Annotated in this window: 15 protein-coding genes and 1 riboswitch; of the genes, 7 read left to right on the top strand and 8 right to left on the bottom strand. The window is 75.3% G+C overall.

The annotated features are described in order from the left end of the window. Positions 1–98 precede the first annotated feature (98 nt). The 3 genes from AB0E96_RS14355 to AB0E96_RS14345 all read right to left on the bottom strand — a co-directional run bounded on the left by AB0E96_RS14355 (position 99) and on the right by AB0E96_RS14345 (position 2,347). Positions 99–488: a DUF3040 domain-containing protein gene (locus AB0E96_RS14355; protein WP_359822811.1), complete on the bottom strand. Its 390-nt coding sequence runs from the start codon at positions 486–488 to the stop codon at positions 99–101. A 479-nt stretch (positions 489–967) separates the two neighbouring features. Then, positions 968–1,720 (bottom strand): methyltransferase domain-containing protein, encoded by a 753-nt coding sequence (locus AB0E96_RS14350; RefSeq protein WP_359822809.1) that lies wholly within the window; start codon positions 1,718–1,720, stop codon positions 968–970. Between the two features lie 45 nt (positions 1,721–1,765). Then, a complete protein-coding gene (locus AB0E96_RS14345; protein WP_359822806.1) occupies positions 1,766–2,347 on the bottom strand; it encodes an SAV_6107 family HEPN domain-containing protein in 582 nt (193 codons plus the stop codon). Between the two features lie 592 nt (positions 2,348–2,939). On the opposite strand from AB0E96_RS14345, the gene AB0E96_RS14340 reads away from it, so the two are divergent. Next, positions 2,940–3,587 carry a DUF4126 domain-containing protein gene (locus AB0E96_RS14340; protein ID WP_359822803.1) on the top strand — a complete coding sequence of 216 codons (648 nt, stop codon included), beginning with the start codon at positions 2,940–2,942 and terminating at the stop codon, positions 3,585–3,587. A gap of 30 nt (positions 3,588–3,617) precedes the next feature. After that, positions 3,618–5,135 carry an NAD(P)/FAD-dependent oxidoreductase gene (locus tag AB0E96_RS14335; protein ID WP_359822800.1) on the top strand — a complete coding sequence of 506 codons (1,518 nt, stop codon included), beginning with the start codon at positions 3,618–3,620 and terminating at the stop codon, positions 5,133–5,135. A gap of 26 nt (positions 5,136–5,161) precedes the next feature. Here AB0E96_RS14335 and AB0E96_RS14330 read toward each other — a convergent pair whose 3' ends face one another. Both AB0E96_RS14330 and metF read right to left on the bottom strand, forming a co-directional pair. Next, a complete protein-coding gene (locus tag AB0E96_RS14330) occupies positions 5,162–6,064 on the bottom strand; it encodes a hypothetical protein (RefSeq protein ID WP_359822797.1) in 903 nt (300 codons plus the stop codon). Positions 6,065–6,269: 205 nt separating this feature from the next. Continuing rightward, positions 6,270–7,184: a methylenetetrahydrofolate reductase [NAD(P)H] gene (gene metF / locus AB0E96_RS14325; RefSeq protein WP_359822795.1), complete on the bottom strand. Its 915-nt coding sequence runs from the start codon at positions 7,182–7,184 to the stop codon at positions 6,270–6,272. Positions 7,185–7,382: 198 nt separating this feature from the next. Between metF and AB0E96_RS14320 the strand changes: the two genes are divergently transcribed. Next, positions 7,383–8,537, top strand: a complete 1,155-nt coding sequence (locus AB0E96_RS14320) for a polyprenyl synthetase family protein (RefSeq protein ID WP_359822793.1) — start codon at positions 7,383–7,385, stop codon at positions 8,535–8,537. Positions 8,538–8,571: 34 nt separating this feature from the next. On the opposite strand, the gene thiE is transcribed toward AB0E96_RS14320, so the two are convergent. From thiE to AB0E96_RS14305, 3 genes are read right to left on the bottom strand one after another with little or no spacing between them, the layout of a single operon-like run. Further along, positions 8,572–9,222: a thiamine phosphate synthase gene (gene thiE / locus AB0E96_RS14315; protein WP_359822790.1), complete on the bottom strand. Its 651-nt coding sequence runs from the start codon at positions 9,220–9,222 to the stop codon at positions 8,572–8,574. Then, on the bottom strand, positions 9,222–9,587 hold the full coding sequence (locus AB0E96_RS14310; RefSeq protein WP_359822787.1) for an Rv2175c family DNA-binding protein: 366 nt from the start codon (positions 9,585–9,587) through the stop codon (positions 9,222–9,224). Before AB0E96_RS14310 ends, thiE begins: the two co-directional genes overlap by 1 nt. 42 nt (positions 9,588–9,629) lie before the next feature. Further along, positions 9,630–10,838: an FAD-dependent oxidoreductase gene (locus AB0E96_RS14305; RefSeq protein ID WP_359822785.1), complete on the bottom strand. Its 1,209-nt coding sequence runs from the start codon at positions 10,836–10,838 to the stop codon at positions 9,630–9,632. A gap of 104 nt (positions 10,839–10,942) precedes the next feature. Beyond that, positions 10,943–11,055: riboswitch (TPP riboswitch) on the top strand. On the opposite strand from AB0E96_RS14305, the gene thiO reads away from it, so the two are divergent. From thiO to pknB, 4 genes are all read left to right on the top strand, one after another. After that, complete coding sequence (thiO, locus tag AB0E96_RS14300; protein WP_359822782.1) at positions 11,050–12,234, top strand: glycine oxidase ThiO; 1,185 nt, start codon at positions 11,050–11,052, stop codon at positions 12,232–12,234. It overlaps the preceding riboswitch by 6 nt. Then, positions 12,231–12,455, top strand: a complete 225-nt coding sequence (gene thiS, locus AB0E96_RS14295; RefSeq protein ID WP_359822780.1) for a sulfur carrier protein ThiS — start codon at positions 12,231–12,233, stop codon at positions 12,453–12,455. The genes thiO and thiS overlap by 4 nt, the downstream gene beginning before the upstream one ends. A 3-nt stretch (positions 12,456–12,458) precedes the next feature. Next, positions 12,459–13,256 carry a thiazole synthase gene (locus AB0E96_RS14290; protein WP_359822777.1) on the top strand — a complete coding sequence of 266 codons (798 nt, stop codon included), beginning with the start codon at positions 12,459–12,461 and terminating at the stop codon, positions 13,254–13,256. A gap of 119 nt (positions 13,257–13,375) precedes the next feature. Next, complete coding sequence (pknB, locus tag AB0E96_RS14285; protein WP_359822816.1) at positions 13,376–15,157, top strand: Stk1 family PASTA domain-containing Ser/Thr kinase; 1,782 nt, start codon at positions 13,376–13,378, stop codon at positions 15,155–15,157. The last annotated feature ends 33 nt before the right edge of the window (positions 15,158–15,190 follow it).

Raw genomic sequence — 15,190 nt, 5'->3', positions numbered from 1 at the left:
TTTCAAGGGGTGTGCTCTCCGTTGCGGGGGGGGGGGCCTGACCAACCCCACCCCGCCCCGGCTTCGTGTCCGTCGGCTCCGTCCGTCGGCCGGACGGCTCAGAAGCCCCCGGTCTGCTCGTCCCGGCGGCGCTGCCAGCGCTGCTCCACCCGGTCCATCATCCCGGCCTTGCGGCGCGGGGCGGCGGCCGGGCGGGCCCCGGCGGCCTGGCCCGCGGGACCGCGGCGCCAGCCAGTCACGGCGAACACCGCACACCCGAGCATCACCAGGAAGCCCACGACGCTGACCCAGATCTGGTCGGGCACGACCATGCCGCCCATCAGCAGGCCGATGCCCACCACGAAGCCGGCCACGGCCAGGTAGACCCGCCGGCGGGTGAAGGTGCGCAGACCGGTTCCCTCAAGCGCAGACGCGAATTTGGGATCTTCGGCATACAGCGCTCGCTCCATCTGGTCGAGCAGTCGCTGCTCGTGCTCCGAGAGCGGCACGGAGTCCTCCTACTCGTCGGTCGCGGATGCGACCGGTCCGCCCACCCCGGTCGGGGAGGCAAGTCCAATCAGCCTTGGGGCACACGGTCGGACGCCCGTGCGGGGGACCCGGCCCGTGTCGTCCATATGCCCCACGCGTCCGGCTGTCATGCTTTCCGGCTTTACCCAGATCATACGGTCCGTGGGCCCGTTACGGGGTGGTCTGCGCCGCGTGGGACGGGCCACTTCGAGCGGGGACGGCCGCACCGGTGTCAACGCGCCACGCCCCGGACAAGTGCCCGATCGGATGGAATCGTCCCGGACCTGGGCTGGTTCGCCGCGGAGCGGCCCGCCGCGGCCCCGCCGGACGGGGCCGCGGACGGCTCACGGACGGGCGACCGGCGGGCGTCCGGAGCACGAACCGCCGCCGTACGGGGTGCGAAGAATCCGTGCGCCGGTGTGAGAGTTCGTGAAGGGGCGCGTGGGCCTGCGCGGGCGCCTCAGGCCAGGGTCGCCAGCAGGTGCAGCTGGGTCGCCACGGCGTGGAAGGCGGGCTGCGCGGCGGCGGCCTCCTCCAGCTTCAGCAGCGCGTCCAGCGCGCCCGGCTCGGTGTCCACCAGCACGCCGGGGACGAGGTCCGCGAAGACCCGTACGCCGTGCACCGACTCCACCCGCAGGCCTGCGGCCTCGGCCAGCCGGCCCAGTTCCTCGCCGGTGAAGCGGCGCGGCATCGGGTCCTGCTCGCCCCAGCGGCCGTCGGCGGCGGAGAGCACCGTGCGGGCCTCGTTGAAGTGGCCGGCCAGCGCGCGGGCCAGCACGGCGCCGTTGCGGTTGGCCGCCAGCAGGCTGACCACGCCGCCCTTGCGCAGGGCGCCCGCCAGGCTGCCGAGCGCCTCGGCCGGGTCGTCCACGACCTCCAGCACGCCGTGGCAGAGCACCGCGTCCACGCTGCCGGGGGCGACCAGCTCGGGCAGGGTCTGGGTGTCCCCCTGGACGGCCCGCACCAGGTCCGTCACACCGGCCTCGGCGGCGCGGCGCTCCAGGGCGAACAGGGCGTCCGGGCTCGGGTCGACCACGGTGACGCGGTGGCCGAGCTTGGCGACCGGCACGGCGAAGTTCCCGGTGCCGCCGCCGGTGTCGACCACGTCGAGCACCGGCTGGTCCAGCTCGGCCGCCCGCTTCTCCAGGGCCGCCCGGACCACCTCCCACACCACGGCGGTACGCAGGGCACTGCGGGGACGCGTCGGGTACAAGGTGGGGCTCCTTGGCACGTGCAGTTCGATCAGGATGCCTCCACCTTAGACCGGCCCGGCGGTGGCGCCGCCCGCGCCCGGCGGCTCGCCGCCGTCCAGCGGCAGCCGGGCCGGGGGCGGCGCGCCGTGCAGGCCGAGCAGCCGCTCCACCAGGCGGAGGAAGAGGGCGGAGTTGCGGATCAGGTCGTCCGCCTCGCGGGCCGAGGCGGCACCCCTGATCCCCGCCTCGGCGGCGGCCCGGCGGCGGGCGCCGGCCCCGTAGTAGACCGCCCACTCGGCGAGCTCCGGGGCCACCTCGGGCAGCACCTCCCAGGCACTGCGGATGGCCTTGCGGCGGCGCGGGCTCTTCTCCGGGCGGCCGCGCACCGCCAGGACGGCCGCCACCGTGCGCAGCGCGGCCAGGTGGGCGGTGGCGTAGCGCTCCAGCGGGTCCTCCAGGGCGCGGGACCGGGCGAGGGTGCGGTGGGCGTCGGCGAGCAGGTCGAGGGCGGCCGGCGGCGCGGCGACCCGGCGCAGCACCGGGTGGACGTCCGCCCCGGCGGCGCGGCCGGCGGACGGGCCCGGCACGTGCGGCAGGGCGGCGGAGTGGAGGCGGGCGGTGACGGGCTCAGGACGGCTGACGGTCATGGTCTCCCCCGTTCCGAGGCAGCGCTCGGACCGGGCGGTCCGTGCCCTTCCATCGTGAACGGCACCACTGACAGTCCGGCAGGGCCGGAAGGCGCCGGGCCGGGCCGGGAAAGGCGTAGCGGCGGCGGGCGCGGTCCTCTTCCGGTTCCGCGCCGCCGCCGTGCCGTCGCTCCGCCGGGCCCCCCGGTCGGCGGTGGCGAGCTCCCCCGGTGGCCGGTCTCCCCCCGGCCCGCTCCGCCGCCCCGTGTCGGCGGTGCGGGAACCGTGACCAGCCCCGTGACGGTCCGTCCGCCGCCTCTCCCGGCGTTCGCGGCCGGGAGACGGAACGGATCCGCCGCCCGGGTGGCCGGCGCCCGACGCGCCGCCCTCCCGGGTGCCACCACTCTCCCGTCCCCGCAGGTCGGAGGCCATCCGCTGACGTACTCAACCGCGGATCTGAGTATCCGTACTCAGACCGCCGCGCCGCCGGACGCCGGAACCACGCGGTGTGTCCACGGCGTCCCGGGTGCCGGTACGGTACGGCCGGGGCCGGGCACGGCACAGCGGGCCCGCCGGTCGAGGAGGGGGAAGCCATGACGAGGAGGGGGAAGCGATGACCGTCCTGCCGCTGATCTTCACCAGCGGACTGGCCAGCGGCATCAACGCCTACGCGGTGGTGCTGCTGCTCGGGCTGCTGGGCAGGTTCGCCGACACGGACTCGGTACCGCAGGCGCTGGAGCGCACGGACGTGCTGATCGTGGCCGGCCTGCTGTTCACGCTGGAGGCGGTGGCCGACAAGATCCCGTACGTGGACAGCGTCTGGGACGTCGTGCACACGGTGATCCGGCCGATCGCCGGCGCCACCGTCGGCGTGCTGATCGCGAGCAACGACCCCGGCTCGCTCAGCGAGGTCGCGGCCGGCGCGATGGGCGGCACCTCGGCCCTGGTCAGCCACCTGGTGAAGGCCTCGCTGCGGATGGCCGTCAACACCTCCCCCGAGCCGGCCAGCAACATCGTGGTCAGCATGACGGAGGACCTCTCGGTGGCCGGCCTGGTCACCCTGGCGATCTTCCACCCCTGGCTGGCCGCCACCGCCGCCGCCGTGGTCCTGGCCATCGGCCTGCTGCTGGTCTGGCTGGCGATCAGCAAGATCCGCGCCTTCCGGGCCCGCCGCCGCGAACGCCGGGCCGCCCGGGCGGCGGGGGGCGCGCAGGCGGCGACCCGGGGACGTCTCGCCGATCGGCTCGGCACCCGGGAATGATCGGCCGGGCGGCCCCCTAGGATCGGGGCCATGGCACAGATCGTCATCATCGGCGCAGGAATGAGCGGGCTCGCGGCGGCCTCCCGGCTGGCGACCCTCGGCCACCGGGTGACGGTCTGCGAGGCGAGCGGCACGTACGGGGGCATGGTCGGGCGGTACGAGCGCGAGGGCTTCGCCTTCGACACCGGTCCCGGCCTGCTCGCCCTCCCGGCGGTCTACCGCGATCTCGCGCTGAAGACCGGCAAGGAGCCGCTGGAGCAGCTGGTCGAGCTGGCCCCGGTCGACCCGGAGAGCCGGCACCTGTTCCCCGACGGAACCGCCGTCACCCTGCCGAACGCCTCCCGCGGCGGCGTCAGCCAGGCCCTGGACGCCGCCTTCGGCGCCGGGGCCGGCGCCCGTTGGAGCGCGGTGATGAACCACGGCCGGACGGTCTGGGAGGCCACCCGCCGTCCGCTGCTGGAGGAGCCGCTGCCGGCCGAGGGCGGCGTCCCGTCCGCGGCCGACCGGGCCCTGCTGGGCACCGACCCGTACCCCGTCCCGCCGCGCACCGGGCTGGCCCGGCTGCGCCGCGCGCAGCCGTGGTCCCTGCGGCGTGTGGCCGCGCAGGAGCTCGACGGCCACCCCGGCCTGACCGCCCTGCTGTTCGAGCCGGCCGTCCGGTACGGCTTCGATCCCGCCGAGGCGCCCGCCGGGGCCACCGTGCTGCCGTACATGGAGCAGTCCTTCGGCGTCTGGTACGTCCGGGGCGGCCTGCGGGCCCTCGCGGACGCGGTGTTCCGCCGCTGCGAGCTGCGCAAGGTCGAGTTCCGCTTCGACACCCCGGTCACCCGGGTGGTCGTCGAGGGCGGCCGGGCGACCGGGGTCGAGACGGCGGACGGCCGGATCGACGCGGACCTGGTGGTCTCCGCGATGGACACCGCCGCGCTCTACCGCCGGGGCCTCGCCGAGTGGCCGGGGATGCCGGTCGAGGACTGGGAGCCGCAGGGGGTGCCCGGCCGCTTCAGCGTGCTGCTCGCCCTGCGCGGCGCCCGTCCGGAGGGCACCGCGCACCGCACGGTGGTGCACGCGGCCGACCCGGCCGCCGAGGCGAACGCCCTCACCCTCTCGGCCCCGCCCTGCGAGCGCCCCACCGTCCAGGTGCTGCGCCCGGACGACCCGGCGCTGCGCCCCGACGACGACCACGAGAGCGTGGTGCTGACCGCGACCGTCCCGGCCCAGGGGGCGGTCGACTGGACCGCCCCGAGCGTCGCCGACCGCTACGCCGACCGGCTGCTCGCCCACGTGGACGCGGCCGGCCTGGGCCTGCGCGAGCGGGTGCTGTGGCGGGTGGTGCGCACTCCGGAGGACACCCGCCGGGAGACCGGCGCGCTCGGCGGCGCGGTCGCCCACCCGGTGCTGGCCGGTTCCGCGGGCGCGTGGCTGAAGGCCGCCAACGAGTCCCCCGTCCCCGGCCTCTACCTGGTCGGTGGCAACGCCCACCCCGGCGGCGGCCTCGCCCGCGTCGGCATGTCGGCCTGCATCACCGCGGGCCTGATCGGCCCGGCCTAGCTAGGGCGCGTGCCCGGCCTAGGGCGTCAGCCCTGGTGCCAGGTGTTCTGCTGCTGGTAGCCGTGGTTCGGGTCGTACACCGGCTGCTGGGGGATGCCCTGGATGTGCTGGTCGGGCTGGGGCTGCCACTGCTGCTGGGGCTGCTGCTGGGACTGGCCGTGCTGGTCCCAGGCCTGCTGGTGCTGCGGCTGCTGGTAGCCCGCGTACGGGTCCTGCTGCTGGCCCTGCTGCTGGTAGCCGCCGTACGGGTCCTGCTGCTGGGGGTAGCCGCCGTAGGCCTGCTGCTGGTCGTAGGCGAAGGCGGGCTGCTGCTGGGTCTGCCACTGCTGCTGGTCGTAGCCGGCCTGGTAGGCGGCGGCGTACGGGTCCTGGGGCTGCTGCTGGACCTGCGGCTGCTGCTGCTCGTAGTACGCGGGGGCGTAGACGCCGTCCTGGGCGAGCTCCTGCATCTCGAAGGCGGCGGTCTGCTCGACCTCCGGCACCTCGTCGGGCACCGCCGCGGACACCGGGTCCGCGGCGGGAACGGGGACGGGGGCCGGGGACTCCTCGACGGCGCTGACCTCGCCGACCCGCTTCCTGGTGGCCGCGGCGGCCGCCACCGCGGCGGCGCCGCCGGTGAGGGCGCCGAGCAGCGGCACCTTGGCGAGCGGGCCGGGCAGGCTGCCGTCGGCCTTCCGCAGGGACCAGCCGGCCTGGTAGCCGCGCTTGACCGAGAGGGTGACGAACGTCTGGCCGACCGCGAACAGCGCCGCGCCGGCCCCGATCACCACGACCGAGCCGAGGGCCATCCCGGCGGCCACCCCCAGGAAGCCCGCCAGGGCCAGGATCCGCCAGTGCAGCGGCGCCCGGTTCTGCAGCAGCACCTCGGCGACCAGCCAGAGCGCCACCACCGCCAACGCGGCGTACAGCAGCAGGTATCCGATGCCCATCCGCCCGCTACCTCCAGTCGTGCCCGCGCGTGTGCGCCGCGCGTGTGCGGCGACTGTACCGGTTCAACGGCCGGGGTACCGCATCGCGTTCCCGAGGCCCCGCGCACCGCTCCGGGCACCGGCCGCACACGACCGAGCCGCCACCGTCGGTACGGTGACGGGCCCGTGAACGCCCGGCGTCGGAGGCGGCCCGGGCCCGGTGCGGTCAGCGCCGGTGCAGCCCCAGGTTCTGGTAGATCTCCAGCGTGGCCGTCGAGTGGTTCAGCGTGATGAAGTGCAGGCCGGGCGCGCCCTCGGCGAGGAGGCGCTCGGCCATCGCCGTGGCGTGCTCCATGCCGATGGCCCGCAGCGCCGCCGGGTCGTCGATGGCCGCCCGCAGGCGCGCCTCCAGCTCGGCGGGGAAGGCCGAGCCGCTGAGCTGCGGGAAGCGCTCCAGCTGCTTGGCGTTGGTGACGGGCATGATCTCCGGGATGATCGGCGTCTCGCAGCCGGCGGCCGTCACCCGGTCGCGCAGCCGCAGGTAGTCGTCCACCTCGAAGAACATCTGGGTGATCGCGTAGTCGGCCCCGGAGCGGATCTTCGCCACGAAGTGCCGGATGTCCTCGTCCCAGTCGGTCGAGCGCGGGTGCATGTTCGGCGAGGCCGCGACGCCGACGCAGAAGTCGCCGATCCCCTTGATCAGCTCCACCAGCTCGTACGCGTAGGTGACGCCCTCGGGGTGGCTGACCCACTCGCCCATCGGGTCGCCGGGCGGGTCGCCGCGGACGGCGAGGACGTTGCGCACGCCCTGGTCGGCGTACTGGCCGATGATGTTGCGCAGCTCCGCGATCGAGTGGTCCACCGCGGTGAGGTGGGCGACCGGGGTCAGGGTGGTCTCGGTGGCGATCCGGCCGACCATGTTGACGGTGCGCTCGCGCGAGGAGCCGCCGGCGCCGTACGTCATGCAGACGAAGTTGGGGTCCAGCGGTTCGAGCCGGCGGATGGCGTCCCAGAGCTTCTGCTCCCCCGCCTCGGTGCGCGGGGGCATGAATTCGAAGGAGAAGGAGCGCTTGCCGGCCGCCAGGAGTTCGCGCACCGTCAGTGCGCGATCCGTTCTCGTGGAAGCGATTCCGAGTGCCATGCTGGCAGGCTATCCGGCGTTCGAAGGGGCCCGACAACCGGATTCCACCTATTGAGACAACTGGTGGATGGTGTTCCGGTCCGCTCCGGACCACCTCCGCAGCACCTCCCCCGGCACCCCCGACAGGCCCGCTCGCACACCCGTTCCCAGTCGCACCGCTACGCTTGCTGCACCCCAGACAAGCAGCGGAGCCCCATCGTGACCTCGTCCAGCACCCGGCCGGCCAACCCCGGTTCGGCCACCAGTGCGGCCATCAGTGCGGCCAACCCCATGGACGTGGAGGACGTCCGCACCCGTGTCAACGCGGCGCTCGCCGCGTTCATGGACGGCCAGTCCGTGCTGCTCGGCACGATCTCGCCCCGGCTGGCGCCCGCCGCCGACGCGCTGCGCGACTTCCTGCTGGACGGCGGCAAGCGGCTGCGCCCGGGCTTCTGCTACTGGGGCTGGCGCGGCGCCGGCGGCCCGGCCGGGGGCCCGACCGGCGAGGCGATCGCCAACGCGGCCGCCGCCCTGGAGCTGCTCCAGGCGAGCGCCCTGGTGCACGACGACCTGATGGACCGCAGCGACACCCGCCGCGGCCTGCCCTCGGTCCACCGCCGCTTCGAGGCGCTGCACCGCGACAGCGGCTGGCGCGGCGACCGCGAGCAGTACGGCACCTCGGCCGCGGTGCTGCTCGGCGACCTGCTGCTGATCTGGTGCGACGAGCTGTTCCTGCGCTCCGGCCTGGAGCCGGCCGCCGTCCTGGCCGCCAAGCCGGTGTTCGACCTGATGCGCACCGAGGTCATGCTCGGCCAGTACCTGGACGTGCTGGAGCCGGTGGCCGGCGACTCGACGGACGAGGGCGCGCTGGACCGCGCGCAGACCGTGCTGCACTACAAGTCCGCGAAGTACACCATCGAGCGGCCGCTCCAGGTGGGCGCGCTGCTGGCCGGCGCCGGACCGGAGCTGGTCGAGGCGTACGGGGCGTTCGGGCTGCCGCTGGGCGAGGCCTTCCAGCTGCGCGACGACCTGCTCGGCGTCTTCGGGGACCCGGCCGTCACCGGCAAGCCGGCCGGGGACGACCTGCGCGAGGGCAAGCGCACCCTGCTGGTCGCGCACGCGATGCGGGGCCTGCCGGCCGCCGACGCCCGGCACCTGGACGAGCGGCTGGGCGCGCCGGACCTGGCGGCCCCGGAGGTCGCCGAGCTGCGCGCGCTGGTCGCCCGCAGCGGTGCGCCCGAGCTGGTGGAGCGCCGGATCGAGGAGCTGATGCGGCAGTCGCTGGCCGCGCTGGAGGCGGCGCCGCTGGCCGACGAGCGGGCCCGCACGGTGCTGCTGGCCCTGGCCGAGGCCGCCACCGTCCGCAAGTACTGACGGACGGCGGCGGCCCACGGCCCTGGGCGGCGGGTCAGGCCGCGCGCACCCGGCGGGACAGCTCGGCGGCGGCCGCCCGCGGGTCCTCCGCCGCGGTGATGGCCCGCACCACGACGATCCGGCGGGCACCGGCGGCCAGCACCTCGTCCAGGTTGCCGAGGTCGATCCCGCCGATCGCGAACCACGGCCGGTCGGTGTCCCGCTCCGCCGCGTACGAGACCAGGCCGAGGCCCGGGGCCGGGCGGCCCGGCTTGGTCGGGGTCGGCCAGACCGGGCCGGTGCAGAAGTAGTCCACCCCGGGCTCGGCGATCGCCGCGTCCACCTCGGACTCGGCGTGGCAGGAGCGGCCGATCAGCACGTCCTCACCGAGGATCGCCCGGGCGGCCGGCACCGGCAGGTCGTCCTGGCCGAGGTGCAGCACGTCCGGCCGGGCGGCGTGGGCGACGTCGGCGCGGTCGTTGACGGCCAGCAGCCTGCCGTGCCGGCGGCAGGCGTCGGCGAGGACCTCCAGGGCCGCCAGCTCCTGCTTGGCCTCCAGGCCCTTGTCGCGCAGCTGGACGATGTCCACCCCGCCCGCCAGCGCCGCGTCCAGGAACTCGGCGAGGTCGCCCCGCTCCCGGCGGGCGTCGGTGCACAGGTAGAGGCGCGCGTCCGCCAGGCGGGCGCGCGGCGTGTCCACCGCCATCAGATCAGCATCGCCTGGGCACGGCGCTTGACCTCGGTGCCGCGGTTCTCCCGCAGCGCCTGGATCGGGCTGCCGGGCAGCGACGGGTCCTCGGTGAAGAGCCACTCCAGGATCTCGGTGTCGTTGTACCCGCAGTCGCGCAGCACGGTCAGGGTGCCGGACAGGTGCTTGACCAGCCCCGGGCCGTCGATGAACGCGGCGGGGACCTGCAGCGACTTGTTCGGGCCCCGACGGACGGCGATCAGGCCGCCGTTCTTCACCAGGTCGCGCACCTCGGTGACGCGCACCCCCCACTGCTCCGAGATGTCGGGGAGGTACATCCACTCGGGGACCAGGGCTTCAATCTTGCTTTCGATCTCACTCACGCCACCAGACTGCCACCTCCGCGGCCCACCGCGCACCAGCCGCTACCCCGCGACCGCCGACTTCAGCGGCACCGAGGGGTCGGCCGCGCGGGCCGGGTCCAGGGCGGTACCGCGCTCGATCAGCTTCCGTCCCTGGGTGAGGTCGCGCGGCCGGTCCACCGCCAGCAGCGCGCTCGGCACGCCGTCGCGCAGCCACAGCACCGACCAGTCGGCGTCCCCCGGGCCGCCGCGCCGGAGCAGCTCGTCGCCCTCGGCGTGCCGGCCGGCGTACTGGACCATCCGCCCGAACTGCTCGGACCAGAAGTACGGCACCGGGTCGTAGGCCGGCGCGTCCGCGCCCAGGACGGCGGCGGCCACCGCCTCGCCGGACTGCAGGGCGTGGTCCCAGTGCTGGACGGCCAGCCGGACGCCGGCCCGGGCCGACGGGTAGCTGACGCAGTCGCCGGCCGCGAAGACGCCGGGCACCGAGGTGCGCAGCCGCCCGTCCACGACGACCGCGCCGGTCGCGTCCAGCTCGACCCCGGAACCGGCCAGCCAGCCCGTCGCGGGGCGGGCCCCGATGCCGACCACCACCTCGTCGGCGGGCAGGTGCGAGCCGTCCGCCAGCAGCACCGCGCCGGGTTCGACGGCGGCCACCCCGACCCCGCAGCGCAGCTCGACCCCGGCCCGCTCGTACCAGGCGGCCATCGCCGAGCCGATCTCCACCGGCAGCGCGCCGGGCAGCGGCGCCGGGCCCGCCTCGACCACGGTCACCTCGCAGCCGGCCGCGCGGGCCGCGGTGGACACCTCGGCGCCGATCCAGCCCGCGCCGACCAGCACCAGCCGCAGCCCGGGGCGCAGCAGCGCGCGCAGCGCCAGGGCGTCGTCCAGGGTGTGCAGCAGGTGCGCCCGCTCGGCGCCGGGCAGGGCGCGCGGCACCGCGCCGGTGGCGATCACCAGCGAGTCGTACGGGAGGTCGCCGGCGTCGGTGTGCAGCACGCCGGGGGTGAGGCCGGTGGCGCGGCGGCCGGTGAGCAGCTCGATGCCGAGCTGCCCGTAGTCGATGTCCAGGGCGGTGGAGTCGGCCTTGCCGAGCAGCACGTCCTTGGAGAGCGGCGGCCGGTCGTACGGCGCGCGGGGCTCCTCGCCGACCAGCGTGATCCGCCCCCGCAGGCCGCCCTGCCGCAGCTTGAGGGCGCACTGCGCCCCGGCCAGCCCAGCTCCGACGACGACGACCCGATCCGTTCCGCTCTGCTCTGCCACGCCCGTCACTGTACTCAGCGGGCGCCCGGCGGCCGCGGGCCGCCCGCCCCGGCCGGCCGCACGTCCGCCCCGCGTACGGGCCTTCGGCCGGGCCGATCCCCGGCGTTAAGGTGGGAGCACCACACGGGAGCCCGGCGGACCGGGCTGAGAGGCGGGCTGACACGGCCCGCGACCGTCCGAACCTGATCCGGGTCATACCGGCGAAGGGAGAAGAGCAGCTTTGTCACGCTTGCTACCGGGCGCCCGCACGGACGTCCTGGTGATCGGCGGGGGCGTCATCGGCCTCGCCGTCGCCTGGCGCGCGGCCCGGCGCGGACCGGGGAACGTGATCGTGGTCGACCCGGGGCACGGCCGCGGCGCCGCCGGGGTCGCGGCCGGGATGCTCGCCCCGGTCACCGAGCTCCAGTACGGCGAGGAACCGCTGCTGCGCCTCGGGATGGCCTCGAACCGGCGGTACGCGGACTTCGCCGCCGAGCTGACGGAGGCGAGCGGTGGCCTGGACACCGGCTACCGCCGCTGCGGCACGATCGCCGTCGCGCAGGACTCCGACGACCGCGAGGAACTGCGCGAACTGCACGCCTTCCACCAGCGCCTCGGCCTGGACTCGACCTGGCTGACCGGCCGGGAGGCCCGCAGGCTCGAACCGATGCTCGCCCCCGCCGTGCGCGGCGGCCTGCACGTCGCCGACGACCACCAGGTCGACCCCCGCCGGCTGCTCACCGCCCTGTACGCCGCCTGCGAGCGCGCGAACGTCCTGCTCCACCGGGCCGAAGCGGTCGAGCTGCTGGTCGAGGGCGGCCGCGCGGTGGGCGCCCGGCTGAGCACCGGCGAGACGGTGACCGCCGGGCAGGTCGTGCTCGCCGCCGGCCCGCACAGCCACCGGCTGCCCGGTCTGCCGGAGGGCGTGCTGCCCGCGATCCGGCCGGTCAAGGGCCAGATCCTGCGCCTGCGCGTGCCGGACGCCTACCGGCCGTTCCTCTCCCGCAACGTGCGCGCGGTCGTCCGCGGGCAGCACCTGTACATCGTCCCGCGCGAGAACGGCGAGCTGGTGATCGGCGCGACCACCGAGGAGCAGGGCTACGGCACCACCGTCACCGCCGGCGGGGTGTACGAACTCCTGCGGGACGCCCACGAGTTGATCCCCGGCATCACCGAACTCCCGCTCGCGGAGACCTCGGCGGGCCTGCGCCCCGGCTCGCCGGACAACGCCCCGTTGCTGGGCCCGACCGCACTGCCCGGCCTGGTCGCCGCCACCGGCCACTACCGCAACGGCGTGCTGCTCACCCCGGTGACCGCCGACCTGGTCTCCGAGTACCTGGCCACCGGCGAAGTCCCCGAGCTCGCGAGGCCGTTCACGCCCCTGCGCTTCTCCCCCGACCGCTCCACGACGAAGGCCTCCGCATGACCGAGCCCACTGCGAACGAGATCGCCCTGACCGTCAACGGCGAGCCCCGCCGGCTGCCCGCCACGACCACCCTCGCCGAGGTGGTGGCCTCCGTCAGCGCCGCCAACACCGGTGTCGCCGCCGCGCTCAACGAGGCCGTGGTGCCGCGCGGTTCGTGGCCCGCGACGACACTGGGCAGCGGCGACCGGATCGAGATCCTCACCGCCGTGCAAGGAGGCTGAACCATGGCCGACGACCTGCTGACCATCGCCGGGACGGCCTTCTCCTCCCGGCTGATCATGGGCACCGGCGGTGCGCCCAGCCTGGAGGTCCTGGAGCGCGCCCTGCTCGCCTCCGGCACCGAGCTGACCACCGTCGCGATGCGCCGGGTCGACGCCGGCACCCAGGGCTCGGTGCTGGACGTCCTGACCCGCAACGGCATCCGGGTCCTGCCCAACACGGCCGGCTGCTTCACCGCCGGCGAGGCGGTGCTGACCGCCCGGCTGGCCCGCGAGGCGCTCGGCACCGACTGGGTCAAGCTGGAGGTGATCGCCGACGAGCGCACCCTGCTGCCCGACCCGATCGAGCTGCTGGACGCCGCCGAGACGCTGGTCGACGACGGCTTCACCGTCCTGCCGTACACCAACGACGACCCGGTGCTGGCCCGCAAGCTGGAGGACGTCGGCTGCGCCGCCATCATGCCGCTGGGCTCGCCGATCGGTTCGGGGCTGGGCATCCGCAACCCCCACAACTTCCAGCTGATCGTGGAGGGCGCTGGCGTCCCGGTGATCCTGGACGCGGGCGCCGGCACCGCCTCCGACGTGGCGCTGGCGATGGAGCTGGGCTGCGCCGCGGTGATGCTCGCCTCCGCGGTGACCCGGGCTCAGGACCCGGTGCTGATGGCCGAGGCGATGCGGCACGCCGCCGAGGCGGGCCGGCTCGCCCACCGGGCCGGCCGGATCCCGCGCCGCTTCCACGCCGAGGCCTCCTCGGCGATGGCCGGCCGGGCCGACCTGGACACCCGCGAGCGCCCCGCGTTCTGAGGCCCGCGCCCGGGGCCGCGACCGGGCCCCGGCGTGTCACAAGCCGGGCACAGCCGGGCCCGGCGGCGGTGTCCTCCGGGCCCCGCGGCCGGGCGCGGCACTAGACTCTCCGGGTGGACATGGCACTGCACGACCCCCTGATCGGTACCCTGCTCGACAACCGGTACCGGGTCGAACAGCGCATCGCGACCGGCGGGATGTCCACCGTCTACAAGGGCACCGACACCCGCCTGGACCGGGTCGTCGCGCTCAAGGTGATGCACCCCTCGCTGGCCGGCGACGAGGGCTTCACCGCCCGCTTCATCCGCGAGGCCAAGGCGGTCGCCAAGCTCACCCACCCCAACGTGGTCAACGTCTTCGACCAGGGCGCGGACGGCGGCCACGTCTTCCTCGCCATGGAGTACGTGCCCGGCCGCACCCTGCGCGACCTGCTGCGCGACCGCGGCGCACTGTCCGTCCGGGCCGCGCTGGACGTGCTGGAGCCGGTGCTCGCCGCGCTCGGCGCCGCCCACCGGGCCGGGCTGGTCCACCGCGATGTCAAGCCCGAGAACGTGCTGATCACCGAGGGCGGCCTGGTCAAGGTCGCGGACTTCGGCCTGGTCCGGGTGCTCGGCACCGCCGACGGCGCGCCCACCTCGACCACCACCGCCACCGGCGGCACGGTCATGGGCACCGTCTCCTACCTGGCCCCCGAGCAGATCCTCCCGGACGCCCCCACCGACCAGCGGGTGGACGTCTACGCGTCCGGCATCCTGCTGTACGAGATGCTGACCGGCCGCCGGCCGCACACCGGCGACAACCCCGTCCAGGTCATGTACAAGCACCTGCACGAGGACGTCCCGGCCCCCTCGCTGGTCGCCCCCGCCGTCGGCCCCGCGCTGGACGCGATAGTGGCCGGCGCCTGCGCCCGGTCCGCCGACTCCCGGCCGTACGACGCGGTCGAGCTGCTCGCCGCCCTCCAGCGGGTGCGCCGTACCCTCACCCCGGCCGAGCTGGACGCCGAACCGCCGGCCTCCACCCGGCCCAGCCCGCGCTACCCGACCAGCGAGCCGACGTCGGTGATCCAGTCGCTGCCGCGGCCCGCCGACACCCCGCCGACGGAACGCACCAGCGTGCTGGACATGCCGCCGGAGCTGATGGACGAGCTGCTCGCCGAGCCGCGCCCGTACGACGAGCCGGCCCCGGTGCAGCACCGGCGCGGGACGGGCCGGCCGCGCCGCCTCCCCCGCAAGCCGCTGATCTGGACGGCCGCGCTGGTCGCCCTGGTGCTGGCGATCGGCGGCGCCACCTACGGGATCTCCGAGGGGCTGTACGGTTCGGTGCCGGGCGTGCTCGGCACCGAACGGGCCGAGGCGCAGCGGGTCCTGGACAAGGCGGGCCTGCACGGGAAGTTCGTCGAGGTGTTCAGCGAGTCCGTGCCGTCCGGGCAGGTGATCTCCACCGACCCCGGGGTGGGGGCGCGCACCCGCAAGAGCGACAGCGTGACCGTCACCGTCTCCAAGGGGCCCAAGCGGATCGCGGTGCCGGACCTCACCGGCAGGAGCGCCGCCGACGCCGCCACGGCCCTGACCGGCGCCCAGCTGACCAGGGGCGGCGTGACCGAGACCTACGACGACACCGTGCCCGAGGGCTCGGTGATCAGCAGTTCTCCGGCGGCCGGGCAGCTGCTGCAGGAGAACAGCGCGGTCTCGCTGGTGGTCAGCAAGGGCATGGTGCCGGTCCCGAACGTCACCGGGATGAGCAAGGACGAGGCGCAGAAGGCGCTCCAGGCGGCGGGCTTCACCATGCAGACCAGCGGCTGGGACGTGTTCGGCGCGGTCACGTCGTCCGGCCAGAGCCCGGCGGCGGGCGAGCGGCGCCCGCAGCGCAGCGTGGTGACGGTCAAGTTCTCGCTGTTCTAGGGCGTGTCTGACAATTCCCGCCGGGCGTGCGAC

Origin of the sequence: Kitasatospora sp. NPDC036755, assembly GCF_040636595.1 — a bacterium.
In the GTDB taxonomy this organism is placed as follows: domain Bacteria; phylum Actinomycetota; class Actinomycetes; order Streptomycetales; family Streptomycetaceae; genus Kitasatospora.
This window is presented reverse-complemented; position numbering and strand designations above follow the sequence as displayed.